Genomic DNA, 14,318 nt, shown 5'->3' with positions numbered 1-14,318 from the left:
CAGTATGGTGACTGTCACCATTTTACAAAAAATAAAACCAGAGTTTATTCTTAAACCCTGGCTTCATTTTGAAATAAGTGTACTTAATGGGGATTTAAAAGTTATTTTTGGAGTAATCCCCAATAATCATCTTCAAAATCATTTCCCATGACAATCACCTCTTTCAGATATTATTGTGTGCAGTATTAAATTAAATATACTAGCATTACTACTGTTAAGTTATTCCATATGATTTGGTGACTGTCACCATTTAAGAAAAATGAGTCTTAACTTCAAATACAGATTTTACTCATAATCTCAGCGACAAATTAGAACTTGTCATAATGCCTAATCAATGTTTATTTTGCTCTCAATGAATGCTTTAGAAATAAGCATGGCTTGGATTATGGGTTCAAAGCGATTGAATTGTGAAGTTCCTTTTTCATATTTACTTTGTGCTTTTGTAGTTTTATTTATGATTGAAACCACAGGAGGCAACGCTTCTTTCAATTCTTTGCTTGTATAATTTATTGTTTTATCACTCATAAGTAGCGACTTGGAAATATAAAGTGCTTTAATTCTGTTTTTTAAAAGCGAATGTTGAGATGTTCCTTCTGAAAACTTAAGTTGCATTTTTTCGCATTTAGCAATGGTAGAAGATAGTAAGGATATGGCTTTTTCCAATTCTTCTTTGTTAAATTCCATCATGATACCTCCTTATCAAATTACTATTTATTAGTGTGCTATATAAATTTTAATTACTTCACACCTTTCTACAATTCCATAACAACTTATAAGTGAATTATACCATTATGTATTATAAATTTCTATTTATTGGAATGGGCTTTGTCGTAAATATTGAGAATCCCTTTATTGTCAAAAATGTACAAACTGGAGAGCCTGTTCAACTTGAGAAACGTTAAAAAGTGTACACGCCATGAACCTTATAGCTTGTACACTTTCAGAATAACAACAGAATTTAATAAAGCATGAAATGATTTCATGCAAGAATTATCATAGGGACAACTAAAAGAATAAGTAATTATTTTCGTAGAATTTATATATTTCTCAAGAATTAACATTATATTTTAAATTTTCTATATATTCTTAATATTTAATGCTATAATATTATAAATGGACAATCAAAAGTTCTATAAAAACAAACAGGTATACCCTTCATTTTATGAGGATCTACAGGTTTCTTAATGATAAATAATTTTTGACTGTCCAGATTATAATAATATTTTGCATTGGAGGTAATATAAATGACTAAATTAAATGAAATATACAAATGTGCTTTATGTGGAAACATTATAGAGGTAACTCATGCAAGCGGAGGACAATTAGTTTGTTGTGGACAACCTATGACTTTGCAAACAGAAAATACTGTTGACGCATCAGAAGAAAAACATATTCATGTGGTAGAAAAGATAGAAAATGAAGTATTGATTAAAGTTGGCAGTATAGATCACCCAATGGAAGAAAAACATTATATAGAATGGATTGAACTACAGACACCTAAATGCATATATAGAAAATATTTAAATTCAGGCGAAAAACCAGAAGCTATTTTCAAAACAGATGGAGATGTCGTATGCATTAGAGCATATTGTAACATACATGGATTATTGAAAAAAGAATTAGTATAAGTTAATTGTCTGGTGTAGTTATATATAGATAATTTAAGAGATAAAAAATATTTGAGTTGAGGTGTTTGAAATGGAACTTAAGGGAAGTAAAACTGAAAAGAATTTATGGTCTGCATTTGCAGGTGAATCTGAAGCAAGAAATAAGTATACATATTTCTCTTCTGCTGCTAAAAAAGAAGGATATGAACAGATAAGTGAGATATTTAAACTAACCGCAGATAACGAAAAAGAACACGCAAAAATCTGGTTTAAACTTCTAAGCGGTATAGGAAATACTGAAGAAAATCTCAAATCTGCTGCTGGTGGTGAACATTATGAATGGACTGAAATGTACAAGGAATTTGCAGCGGAAGCTAAACAAGAAGGATTTACAGATATAGCTAGATTATTTACTCTTATAGCTGAAATTGAAAAACATCACGAAGAAAGATATCTTCAACTTTTGAAAAATCTTCAAGAAAACAAGGTCTTCAATAAAGATGAGAAAAAGACTTGGATCTGCCGTAACTGCGGATATATTCATATAGATGACGAGGCTCCTGAAATATGTCCTGTATGTTCACACTCTAAGGCATACTTTGAGATTGATTCAAAAAACTGGTAGACATTGTAGACATTATAAAGCCTATATCTTAGCAACTTAAGATATAGGCTTTTGTTATACATTTATGAAATTTAATGCCATGAATTTAGGTACGTACCTTCCTGATAATTTGAAGACACTTCCTTTATTTTCAAAACATATCTTTAAATAACTTGTTTTCTTTAACATTTTCTGTTAATTTAGCTAAAGAACTTGTGTCTCCAATTAGAATACCACCGCACAGGTGGTTATTTGCAAAATAATATCAGTATGGTGACTGTCACCATTTTACAAAAAATAAAACCAGAGTTTATTCTTAAACCCTGGCTTCATTTTGAAATAAGTGTACTTAATGGGGATTTAAAAGTTATTTTTGGAGTAATCCCCAATAATCATCTTCAAAATCGTTTCCCATGACAATCACCTCTTTCAGATATTATTGTGTGCATTATTAAATTAAATATACTAGTATTACTACTGTTAAGTTATTCCATAAGAAAAATTCATGTCTGCAAAATCATATTGTTTTACCATAGATACTTATTGAGATTAATTACACCTAAAATTGCAAGCCATAACCTCAATTTGTTTATGTATTCACATGTTTTATAGACATCAGAATTTTACTAAAACCATCCTTATTCTGTGCAACTGCTTTACCTATAATTTATGATACCATAGATTGATTTTTGGTAATAAAAAAAGGAATACCTTACTTTAGGTACTCCTGAGATTGCTATTTAATTTAAGAATTATGTAACCTAATGAAATACTAAAAATAAATGAGGAAAGAGAAGCCAAAATTGACCTCCCTAACCTAATATTAATTAATAAACTAAAAACAATTTAATTTTTTTGAGCAAGTATCTGAATTTAAGGATATGGCTACCAAACAACCCGCAGGATTTAGTATGCACTATTATTGAACTATTCTAACACTGTCACTGCCTTTAAAATTTTCTCCGGCTAATGTTTTGCCTTCAAGAGAAGCTTCAGTGCTGCTATTTGTCAAGTTAAGCTCACTTGTTTTGAAATGGAAAACTTTATCCATATATCCATCTCCATTTACATCCTCAAGCCCCTGACCGATATTCAATGCTTTTGCATTTGCGAATGTTACGGTACTGGAATCTATTGTTGAAACATAAAAAGATTCGCTACCTAGAACAGCAACTGGAACATTTCCATTATTTTTAAGATTAATGGAGTTAGGATAACTTCCTGGTTTTATATCGATAGCTATAACTTTTATTGCAGGATTTACTGTTACATTCTGTGTTGCTGTAGCAGTATTTCCACTTTGATCTGTTGCAGTCCATGTGACTACAGTTGTTCCTACTGGATATCCATCTTCTGGTGCATCATTTATTATAACTATATCTTCCGGTTTTGATAAATTATCTGTTGCAGTTGCAATTCCTATATCAACATAAGTCTTGTCCCCTGTTGCTATAACTGTTATATCTGGTGGTACTGTTAGTACAGGAGGTTCTGTATCAGACACAAAGCTTCCTGCCTTAATCAATACATTAGAATCATATATATAATCACTTGTATCTGCAATTGCAAGCTTAATGTGATTTATTTCAAAAGGAGCTACTTCAGCTTTTGCAGTCAATGTTACTGTCATACCATCCATTTCAGTATCTCGTGGTGCTCCACTAGCTAGATCATTGTTAATATAATAAATTGCATTGTTATCAAGGTTTACATTGTTAATTGAAACTGGAGTTGTTGTACCAGGTATCAATGCTATATTCTGCCCATTCAAAAAGAAAGCAAACACATCGTTATATTCACTATTAACCCATTCATTATATTCATCGGAAGCAAACTGATATTGGAATATTATTTCATTTGTAATAGGTGTGAAATCAAACTCAAGAACTGTAGCATCAAAGGTATTATATGGAGTTACCAAACTGTCTAAATCGCTGTCACCAGGCAAAAAATTACTATAACTAATATTCTCCATGGTGTTTGGGCCAATTATATTTTGGATTGATCCAGTGCTAAGAATCACTCCATCTTCGAAACCGAATATGCTTGTACCCCCACTGAATGTGCCAGCTGAAGCATTGCTTCCAGTAAAGGATATATTACTAACTTGTTGTATACCTCCGCCTAATAGCAATTCAACTAATTGCTCCGGAGTTAGAGTAGACGATAATTCATTTACACTTAACATAAATATCTTTCCTTTCCTTATTTAATAATTTTTCTTATTACAGTATATGAAATAAGAAAAATTATGTTACTTTGTATTGAAAGACTATTATGTGTTCAATCATTTTAGTTCAAATAAATAGGTCTATGAGTGTGAATATAGTACGCAATTTTCATATAGATAGAATGAATTTAGTTAATATAAAATTCTATCATTTATATGCTTATTTTTGCTCTTTGATTAATCTTACTTTTAAACATACTTGTATCGTTTAATTTTACTATTCAGATTCTCTCTATATATTACTATCGTTATCAATGCTTATCAGTATTGATACTGGTATATTTAATTTAATACTGCACACAATAATAAATGAAAAAGGTGATTGTCATGGGAAATGATTTTGAAGATGATTATTGGGGATTACTCCAAAAATAACTTTTAAATCCCCATAATTACACTTATTTTCATATCAAGCCAGGGTTTAAGAATAAGCCCTGGTTTTGTTTTTGTGTATTGTAAGCATTTATATTGAGCATGGTGTTGATATAACTAAAGTAATTATGTAAACAATAAATGTTTTACATTAAATGAATGAATAATCATGTAAATAACAGATATTTTACATAAAATGAATGTAGAAATGTTTACAGTATATCATTTTGGGCTGTAATTCAGTATTTACCTTTGTAAATGAATTTCTAAATCAAAATATATTGTGATAAAATTCAATTAGGTTATTAAACCATACAATTTTTTAAGCAAATTTTGCTTTGTTTCTAGAGTATGGTTTATTGAATGAATTTCAAGTATATCGATTAAATTAAAGGAGGACTATAACAATGAAATATTATGAATTAGTAAGAGCAGGAATACTACCAGAGTTTGCTTACTGTGAAGAAAAAGATTTAGAAACTATGAAAAAACTATTCCATCCCAATCTTGCAGTTGCTGAAATCACAGAAGAACTATATAAGTTAGCTATAGAAAAAAATAAGAAATATCATAAATTTATGAAACTTATAACAGATTTTTTTGTTACTAGTAAAAAAACTGCATAACGAAAAGGGCTAAGGCGTGTTAATTGATATTGACATGCTTTTTTTGCTAAATAAAAATTTCTTTGTTTTTTATATCTTGTTGTTTTAGGTAATTTTTATTGTAAACTATTTTAAAGGAGCTGATTAAAATAGGGAAAAAATATTTTTCAGATGAACAACTGGAAGCCTTATTAAAGAATCCATACGTAAAGACTGCCAGTCATAAAGCCATAACATATACTGAAAAATTTATATTGCATGATGATTTTGAATGTCTATATGATGAATAATTGCTTCGTATTTCCTACTAGTGCGGATTAATCTTATGCTAAGATAGTACCATAAGATTGATAGTTGAGAAATTATAATTATTTATCGGTGTCGTAACTTATAAGTTATGATACCAAAATTATTTTAAATTGTATTTATAATTGCTAATGCTCCAACAACTGCAACAAACATTAGTATTATACTTAGCTTTATATTTATATAACTTTCCTTCTTCTCCATCTGCAACAACTCTACTTATTAGAAGTATTGCCTATGATATTCAATCTAACTACACAAAAATGCTTATCGCATGCAACATCGATAGAACCCTTATATATCAATGCCTTACAGGTATTTTGATAAATCAGTGTATTTTCTGAAACCATTGTATTTACTGGCTTTGTTAAAAGAGCCTTATCGTATCGTGGACTTTTAAGGCTCTAGTATGTAAGCAAGTGTTGAAGTAAACCTAATTTAGTTCTAATTGTTTGGCTATTTCTTCTAAACTTAAAACGTTGCGATTATCAGAACGTTTTGGTCTGCCCTCTTTCATCCCACATAACTCAACATACTTAACTGCAACTATCAGAAATATCTCTTCATGAATCTATAAATATCTCTATTCCATTCTAAAATATCTAACGTTATCTATTGCACCAAATAAAAAGAGATACTTTAGAGTACCTCTGATTATCATTCTGAAATTATTTAGTTCTTAGTTCTTCTTTAGCTTCTTGAAGATTTGTTTTAATCTCCTTGACATTTGCCTTAATATTCCCGATATCTGCTTTTATTTCTTTAACATCTGACTTGATTTCCCTAAGGTTATCCTTAATAGGCTTTAATTCTTCATCTAATAGTTGTCTAATTTGGTCTAATGTTATATTCTCCATGTAATCACCTGCTTTTCATCTTATCCTGCTCTATATAAATAATTGTCTTTTATGATACTGAAACTATCCAGTAAATATGTATTCTCGTTCACAGCAACTTCAGTCACAAGTTCCCTCAGTATGGTGACAATCACCATTTTCTTTGTTTTTAATCCCTAATATTAATATATTACATATCCTGCAAAATACATTAAATTCCTGTTTTATTGCTTATATATTATAAATATATAATTTGGAGGAATTAATATGTTGCTAAAAAATGGTTCAACAGGACCGGAAGTTGGAATTATTCAAAATAATTTAAAGATGTTAGGATATGATCCACTCACAATTGATTGCATCTTTGGTACTAAAACTGAAAATGCAGTAAAGAATTTTCAAAGCTCTTATGGTTTAGCTGCTGATGGAATAGTTGGTGATAACACCTGGTCAAAGCTTATTAATGAAATTAAATATATCCAAACAGCTCTAAATCAACATGGATATAATTTAAGTTTAGATGGCATTGCAGGCATTAATACCTACAGTAGCCTTATTGACTTTCAGAAGCTTAATAATCTTGTAGTTGATGGGATAGTTGGTTCTAAAACAAAAGGCTTCCTGTGTCCATCTATGAACTATAACATCTCACCTGAAGGAATTGGTTTTATAGCTGACTATGAAAGTTTTTATGCAGAGCCTTATCGTGGATTAGATTCTCAAAATCAAACTATAGGTTATGGTCATGTTATTGTATCTGGTGAAAATTTTGAAAGTCTTACGGTCGAAGAAGCTAAGGATCTACTAAAAAAAGATTTAAACAGCTTTGTTGATTCAGTTAATACAATAATTCTTGGACTTTCACTTTCACAAAATCAATTTGATGCTCTTGTTTCATTTGCATATAACTGTGGCGTGACTGCTTTAAATAATTCTACGCTGCTAAAAGATATTAAAGCTAATTCCAAAATGGAAAAAATCAAAGAAGATTTTCTAATGTGGTGTAATTGTAATGGAGAACGTGCCTTAGGTCTATACCGTAGGCGCTTTGATGAATTTAAAATATACGAGAGTGCTGATTATACAAGAACTTATAGGAATTTCTAGACCTTATTTTACCTTAAGAAGATAAGAAGTTATCATGATATCTATATATCTTCTTAGGGCTTTTCTCATTTTTATTAAGAAATTATCAGTTTAGAGCTTCTACTTTGAAGAAATTAAATCAACTATTTATTATTTAAGTATTTCATATGAAAGGGGGTTGTTTTATGGAAAATTGGATTACTTTAATTACTAATACAGGCTTTCCGATAGCTGTAGCTAGTTATCTTCTTATTCGCTTTGAAACTAAGATTGATGTACTATCAAAGGCTATAATTGATTTAAGCCATGTTGTAGATAAGAATCTGAATCTTAAAGGTGATGATAAAGTTGCTTAATAACTTAGAAAATGAAAGAATCCTAACAGCTATAAACATTTATTTATAGCCATGAGGATTCTTTCACTATATATAGATACAGCCGACATACGTATAAAAATAGGTCACTTACCATTTTATATAGAAGAACTTACTTTTTACTCCGTAATTTCTAAATTATCTATGCAATATTGTATCATCATTAAAATTAATTCATTTCTAGAATATTTTGTTTTTTTGCATATATCATCTAGATCCTTTTGCATTGCTCCATCAACATAAAGTGGAAATGATTTTCGAACACTCTTATCTTCTTTTTTCTTTCCAATTGTAAATTTTTTTGTGCCTGTCTCCTGATCTTTATTTTCAGTATTATCTTTAACATCATCTTTAATATTATTATCTAACATTGATGTTTCATTTCCCTTTTTAATATTACTCTTAATATTATTTTTTAAATTCATATTCATTTTAATATCACCCTTTAATATTATATTTTAATATATTATTCAGTATTATATGTCAATATTAAATACTAATACTTAATACTATTATTTTAATACACAATATTTCAATTATTTAATACGCTTAATTAACTCATAGTATAAATCTTTATAAGGTTTTGCATATTTACTATTATACTCTTGCATGGTCTTATTCATTGTTGCAGCCTCTTTAAATTTAACACTATTATATATTATTGTTTCAAAAAGATCTTCTTTAAATTCTTCTATAATAACCTCATTTATCTGCTTAGAAAATATAGTCTTTTTATCAAAATTATTTCTTAATATTCCTAGTAAATTTAGGCTATCATTTACACCATTTTCTTTGATATTTTTAACAAGATTATCAACTAAATTTAAACCTTGCAAGGCACTTGTACTATTGTCTATTACTTCAATATAATAGTTACTTAAACACATTGCATTTGTTGTGCATAATCCTAAAAATGGAGAATTATCTATTATAACTACATCATAGTTATTTTTAAACTTTTCAAATTTATTTTTTAAAATTGTTTCTCTTGTTATCTTATTATGAAGTTCACTTTCTAATACAGCCGATTCAATTGTGTTTGGAATCACATCAATCCATTCATTATATTTTGCTATACAATCCTCAAAATTCACTTTAGAATTAGAATATAAGTCATATAAATTATATTCAGCTTCTACATTTAAAATTTGGCTTAAATTAGATTGTGAATCGTTATCTATCAATAATACTTTATGTTCTTGTTCTGCAAACTGTCCAGCTAAATTAATTGCAGTTGTAGTCTTTCCTACTCCACCTTTAACATTAATTATAGATATAATATTACACATTTATATTTCACCTCATTATTTAATATTATTAATAGTATCATTATGTAATATTACGATAACATATCAACATAACATTGTAAACTAAAATATTGTAGTTATATATTAATATTAAATATTGATATTATTAACTCTTTGCTAGCTTCCAAATAGCTTCACCATTTTCATCATAAGTTTTTTCTTCTGAGTAAATTATCTTTCCACTTGTTGCATCAATTTACTTTTGCATACGCTATAGAAATTGTTTCTTTCTGTTCCAGGAATTAATAGATGAATTATGAGTAAGGTCGAAGAGAGAAACATTAGCTAATACAAAATAAAAACAAGTGAATGCTATAAGGCTATTTTTATTATTATAAATAAATTCATAATTAAATTTAAACTCAAAATGAAAAAATAGTTTATAATAATACTGTACGAAATATTGTACAATTTAATAAGGAGATGGTTAAATGATAGCTGTTAATTATACAAATGTACGTGAAAATTTAAAATCATATTGTGATAAGGTAAATGATGAAGATGAAACTGTAATTATAACTAGAAAAGATAATAAAAATGTTGTTTTAATATCTCAAAATGAGTACAACAATATGCTTGAAAATATAAAGATTTTAAAAGATCCCAAGTATTTTATTAAGCTTTATAAATCACTAAAATAACTGGAAAATAGAGATTTAAAAGAGATTGATTTATAGATATAAATTTATAAAAAGTATTAAAATATGTAACTTTATTTGTAACAAAAAAATGTTACATTTTTAGTAACTATTTAGGTAATAATATATACTGAATTATGTTATAGATAGTAAATTATTTTGTAACATAATTAGTAACAAGTTTAGTAAAAAAATAGTAACTCAAATAGTAGATTGGCATTAACTATTTGAGTTACAAAAAACGTTATAAGATATATTACAACAAATATTAAATAAATTGTAACAGAACCTGTAACAAAATTAAAGAAAATTATATACAAAAGGAGTGACAAAAATGGGCATTGTGATTAGTATTTTAAATAATAAGGGCGGAGTAGGAAAATCAACATCAACATATAACTTAGGATATGAATTAAGTAAAATGGGTAAAAAAACATTAATAATAGATTTGGATCCTCAGAGTAGTTTGAGTGTATATGTTGGACTTGATCCACTAGAACATTATGTAAGTATAGAAAATGTATTTAGGGGAGAGATGAAATTAGAGGAAGTAATAGTTCCAACAGGAAATGAAAATTTATTTATGATTCCTAGCTGCATAGAATTTTCAACTATAGAAATGTATTTAATGGGAGTTATGGGAAGGGAAACGGTTTTATCTAAAGCCCTTGAAAATGCTAAGAAAATTTTTGATTATATTCTTATAGATAATAGTCCATCGCTTGGAAATACTACAATAAATTCTTTATTTGCATCAGATTATGCAATAGCTCCAACTGATGCATCGTATCTTTCTTTTAGAGCTCTTGGAATATTAAATGAAACTGTTAAGCAAGTGCAAGAATTTAATAAGAACTTAAAAGAGGTAAAAGTACTTATAACTATGTATGATGGCAGAGCTAATCACAGCAGGGAAGTAGCACAAATGCTAAATGAAAAATATTATGTTTTTCCTGAATATATTAAAAATAGTACTAAATTCAAAGATGCAGTAATGAGATTTGAAAGTATAACTCAATATGCTGGTAAAAAGTTTGATGGTGCTATAGCCTACAACAATGTAGCAAAGGAGATAATCTCATGGTAAGAAAGAAGAAAAAAGTAATAAAACCGGTTGTAGCTAAACCGTTAAATGATACTGAAAAGAGAAATTTAGTAACAAGTTTTGTTACTAATAATATCAATGAAAATGTAACGGATAATGATACAAAAAATGTAACAGAAAATATTAATGTTAATGATACTAATGTGGTAACTAATAATGTGACTATTAAAGATACTACATCAGTAACAAATAATGAAACAATAAAAGTAACTAAAATAGGTACAAAAAAGGTTACTAAAAATGTTAATATAATAAAATCAATTACCCTTGGGAAAAAGGATATAATAGCGAAATTTACTAGTGATAAGAGAGTAAGACCTAATTATAATTTATCACAAGATACAGTAGAAAAAATAGAAAAAATATCAGAAATTTTAGGATATAAGAAAGCTGAATTTGTTGATATATATTTAAATGGAACTTTGGAAAAAGTATTGAAGGATTTAGAGAAAAATAAGTAAAAATATTATACTATATAGATTACAAATTTCAATCGAGTTTATGCAAGGAAACTTAATCATTAATTGTCAATAATCAATGCTTAATTTTCATTTACTGCTGTTTCATCATTGATCATTGAATATTGACAATTGAACATTAAGTGTAGTGGAGGTGAATGATAATGGTTAAATATCAATTAATGAACAAAGATAAGGTAGTATTAGAATTTATAAAAACTGACACCTTAGAAGGTCAATTTAAAATAATAAAAGAATATAAAAATGAAACAAGACCTTATTTAATTGCAAAGAATAGCAATGAGTTGGATACATGGGTTAATAGTAGAGCAATACCTACTAGCAGAGAACATATAGATAGAGTTCTTTTAAGTCTTAATTTAGATAGTAAGGAAAGATTTAATCTGTTATTAGTTAATCATGGTACTAGTTTAAATGATACTTATTGGATAAGAGAAGAAAATGAGTTAAATATAAATGGGAGCCTTTTAAGATGGAATGATGTAAATTTATATAAAGGATTTAAAGAAAATTTAGGCCTTATATCGTTTTTTGGAAACACGTCATCATTAGGCGGCAAGATAAGGACTCCAGAACTTACAACACAAGGTATGCTTAGAAAAGCTTGGAGAATAATTGAGGGTGATATATATCTTTACAAAGCAAACACTTATGGATACGCTAATGCTGGTAATGAAATGTATTCAGAAATAATAGCTTTTCAGGTAGCTGCGGTGCTAGGGTTAGATTATGTTAAATATGAAATGGTCAAATGGAATGAAATAGAATGTGTAAGGAGTAAGTTATTTACATCAGAAAACTTCGGGTATCTAACAATGACAGAATATTTAACTAGTGAGCTTGGAAGTAAGACTAAGTGGAGATATAACGATGTATGCAGAGTAATTCCAGATAGATGCATAGATCAGCTTAATGATCTTATGGTATTTGATTTTATAATAGAAAATAAGGATAGACATTTTAGTAATTTTGGATTTCTAATTAACAATGATACTGGTGAAATTAAAGGATTGGCTCCGATATTTGATAATGGATATTCTCTTTTAAATTTTGAAATGGAACAAGATTTTAAAGAGTATGATTATAGTAAGAGCATGATTGGAACTTTTGATATTGATAATAAAGCCCAAGCAAAAGAAATAATAAAACAAGATCCTAAAAAGTATAAAAACTGGGCCAATATTTTAGCAAATCATATTGAAAAGATAGATTTTTCAAAGGTTCCTGAATATAGGGCTAGAGCTATGGTTAATTTGTTAAAAAGTAGATGTAAGATGATACAGGAGTTTTAAGAGTTTTTGATTAATAAAATAAGATAAACGGGCACGAAATAGTTATTTCGTGTTCTTTTGTTGTAAATATATAAGAAAATTTAGTAATAATTTTTGTAACGAATAATGTAAATTAATACGTAACATAAAATACTACTATAAATGATACGTATATAGTAACCATAAATGTAACTATATATATTACTAAATTAGTAACAAATAATGAAACAATAAATTTAACTAAATATAGATACAAAAACTGTAACAAAAGAAGTTACTAATAATATTGAAATAAAATAGCAATTCACAGGGAGGTACCATTTTCAAATAAAATGTTTCTATGCTACGCAGCGTATCATTAGTGTAATCTATTATTTCTTGTTTTTATGGGTGCTATTTCATATTATAGTCTCATCAAATCAAACAGGAGGTCAATAAAATGAGTATAGGAGAAAAATTAAAGGGTTGAGTTTTAAAAAAGTGAGCTGTCCAAAATAGAAATTATATTTCTATTTTGCAACAGCCTCCTTTAATTATTTGAAACTTATATTCAATTTAGGACACTAATAAAGCAAATATTATGAGTAATAGCCATAAGTAAGTGTCTTAGGTAAAATGGTGACAGTCACCAAGTCATATTTTATTCGTATATTATCTAATTCTAACCTTTGAAACTAAGTCATTATAAATATTTTTTTAGCCAACTCAAATCTAGATTTAGTTTTAAAGTTTTTATTGATAATTTTTTCTAGTTTATCTTGAATGTTTTCTTTATCCAATTTTTTAAGTGCTTCTATTAAATCCGCTTCCCATTGTATTTGAAAATCCATACCTTCAACTTTATTAGGTGAATGATGATTGCCTATTATATAACAGATTCTTTCTATCTCATCATCGCTTAAACCTTCACCTACAAGTAATTCTTTTGCAGCATTGGGGCCTTCTTTTTCTTGATAGTGACCAAAAGTTAGACCATATTTTTTCTTTGCATTAATCATACCTATATCATGAAGTATAGCAGTTACTGATATAAGATATCTTTCTCTTCCTTTAACGTTCTCTCCATCCATTATAATTTCGGCATTTTTTAAAACTTTTAATGCATAATCTATTTCTGATGGAATCGTTGTTTCAAATGCTGATTTCATTTTATTAATTATAATTTCTTTATTCATTCATACCATTGCCAAAAATTTATAAAAATCTACAAATTTCTGTTTAATTCCCTGTTCAATACGTTCCATAGTAATTTAATCTGCTTTTCGATTTTTATAATATTACTTGTTTTGACAAACTTACTCCCCTCTTTATTTTCTAGGTATTTGCAAGATACCCTACGTTGTAATCTATGTAGCCTTTTTTCAAGTTTCTTAACTTTCTTAGTTTTATTAATATTTTTAAAAGTCATTCCATTGGAGCATATGGCTAAATCTTTTACTCCAACATCTATACCAATTGATTCAGTAGTTAATTCCACTACTGGTTGCTCTTTTTCTAT

General features: G+C 28.0%; 15 protein-coding genes and 1 pseudogene. 9 read left to right on the top strand and 7 right to left on the bottom strand.

Going from position 1 to position 14,318, the window contains the following annotated elements; all coding sequences use genetic code 11:
* Positions 1-327 precede the first annotated feature (327 nt).
* Positions 328-687 carry a hypothetical protein gene (locus tag LLF98_RS00080; protein ID WP_291699592.1) on the bottom strand — a complete coding sequence of 120 codons (360 nt, stop codon included), beginning with the start codon at positions 685-687 and terminating at the stop codon, positions 328-330.
* Between the two features lie 557 nt (positions 688-1,244).
* Between LLF98_RS00080 and LLF98_RS00075 the strand changes: the two genes are divergently transcribed.
* Both LLF98_RS00075 and rbr read left to right on the top strand, forming a co-directional pair.
* Positions 1,245-1,628 carry a desulfoferrodoxin gene (locus LLF98_RS00075; protein ID WP_291699590.1) on the top strand — a complete coding sequence of 128 codons (384 nt, stop codon included), beginning with the start codon at positions 1,245-1,247 and terminating at the stop codon, positions 1,626-1,628.
* Between the two features lie 70 nt (positions 1,629-1,698).
* Entirely contained in the window at positions 1,699-2,232 is a 534-nt protein-coding gene (gene rbr / locus LLF98_RS00070) for a rubrerythrin (RefSeq protein ID WP_291699588.1), read from the top strand.
* An 898-nt stretch (positions 2,233-3,130) separates the two neighbouring features.
* Here rbr and LLF98_RS00065 read toward each other — a convergent pair.
* Entirely contained in the window at positions 3,131-4,399 is a 1,269-nt protein-coding gene (locus LLF98_RS00065; RefSeq protein ID WP_291699586.1) for a choice-of-anchor L domain-containing protein, read from the bottom strand.
* A gap of 821 nt (positions 4,400-5,220) precedes the next feature.
* On the opposite strand from LLF98_RS00065, the gene LLF98_RS00060 reads away from it, so the two are divergent.
* The gene (locus LLF98_RS00060; protein WP_291699584.1) at positions 5,221-5,439 is read left to right on the top strand and encodes a hypothetical protein; all 219 of its coding nucleotides are present in this window, start codon (positions 5,221-5,223) and stop codon (positions 5,437-5,439) included.
* A 953-nt stretch (positions 5,440-6,392) separates the two neighbouring features.
* On the opposite strand, the gene LLF98_RS00055 is transcribed toward LLF98_RS00060, so the two are convergent.
* Complete coding sequence (locus LLF98_RS00055) at positions 6,393-6,581, bottom strand: hypothetical protein (RefSeq protein WP_291699582.1); 189 nt, start codon at positions 6,579-6,581, stop codon at positions 6,393-6,395.
* A gap of 246 nt (positions 6,582-6,827) precedes the next feature.
* Between LLF98_RS00055 and LLF98_RS00050 the strand changes: the two genes are divergently transcribed.
* Complete coding sequence (locus LLF98_RS00050) at positions 6,828-7,667, top strand: peptidoglycan-binding protein (RefSeq protein ID WP_291699580.1); 840 nt, start codon at positions 6,828-6,830, stop codon at positions 7,665-7,667.
* Between the two features lie 164 nt (positions 7,668-7,831).
* A complete protein-coding gene (locus LLF98_RS00045) occupies positions 7,832-8,002 on the top strand; it encodes a YvrJ family protein (RefSeq protein ID WP_291699578.1) in 171 nt (56 codons plus the stop codon).
* A 137-nt stretch (positions 8,003-8,139) separates the two neighbouring features.
* Here LLF98_RS00045 and LLF98_RS00040 read toward each other — a convergent pair whose 3' ends face one another.
* On the bottom strand, positions 8,140-8,451 hold the full coding sequence (locus LLF98_RS00040; RefSeq protein ID WP_291699576.1) for a CopG family transcriptional regulator: 312 nt from the start codon (positions 8,449-8,451) through the stop codon (positions 8,140-8,142).
* A gap of 105 nt (positions 8,452-8,556) precedes the next feature.
* Complete coding sequence (locus tag LLF98_RS00035; RefSeq protein ID WP_291699574.1) at positions 8,557-9,309, bottom strand: ParA family protein; 753 nt, start codon at positions 9,307-9,309, stop codon at positions 8,557-8,559.
* A gap of 449 nt (positions 9,310-9,758) precedes the next feature.
* On the opposite strand from LLF98_RS00035, the gene LLF98_RS00030 reads away from it, so the two are divergent.
* From LLF98_RS00030 to LLF98_RS00015, 4 genes are all read left to right on the top strand, one after another.
* Complete coding sequence (locus tag LLF98_RS00030; protein WP_291699572.1) at positions 9,759-9,968, top strand: type II toxin-antitoxin system Phd/YefM family antitoxin; 210 nt, start codon at positions 9,759-9,761, stop codon at positions 9,966-9,968.
* 331 nt (positions 9,969-10,299) lie between these two features.
* Positions 10,300-11,052 (top strand): ParA family protein, encoded by a 753-nt coding sequence (locus LLF98_RS00025; RefSeq protein ID WP_291699570.1) that lies wholly within the window; start codon positions 10,300-10,302, stop codon positions 11,050-11,052.
* The gene (locus LLF98_RS00020) at positions 11,046-11,531 is read left to right on the top strand and encodes a hypothetical protein (protein ID WP_291699568.1); all 486 of its coding nucleotides are present in this window, start codon (positions 11,046-11,048) and stop codon (positions 11,529-11,531) included. The genes LLF98_RS00025 and LLF98_RS00020 overlap by 7 nt, the downstream gene beginning before the upstream one ends.
* A 161-nt stretch (positions 11,532-11,692) precedes the next feature.
* Positions 11,693-12,841, top strand: a complete 1,149-nt coding sequence (locus LLF98_RS00015) for a HipA domain-containing protein (RefSeq protein ID WP_291699566.1) — start codon at positions 11,693-11,695, stop codon at positions 12,839-12,841.
* Positions 12,842-13,494: 653 nt separating this feature from the next.
* Here LLF98_RS00015 and LLF98_RS00010 read toward each other — a convergent pair.
* On the bottom strand, positions 13,495-13,995 hold the full coding sequence (locus LLF98_RS00010; protein ID WP_291699564.1) for an HD domain-containing protein: 501 nt from the start codon (positions 13,993-13,995) through the stop codon (positions 13,495-13,497).
* Between the two features lie 68 nt (positions 13,996-14,063).
* Positions 14,064-14,318: pseudogene (locus LLF98_RS00005) on the bottom strand (transposase); the annotation flags it as partial.

The sequence above is a fragment of the Clostridium sp. genome (assembly GCF_021372645.1).
Classification (GTDB): Bacteria; Bacillota; Clostridia; order Clostridiales; family Clostridiaceae; genus Clostridium.
Note: the sequence above shows the minus strand (reverse complement) of the source record. Positions and strands in the feature narration are given on the sequence as shown.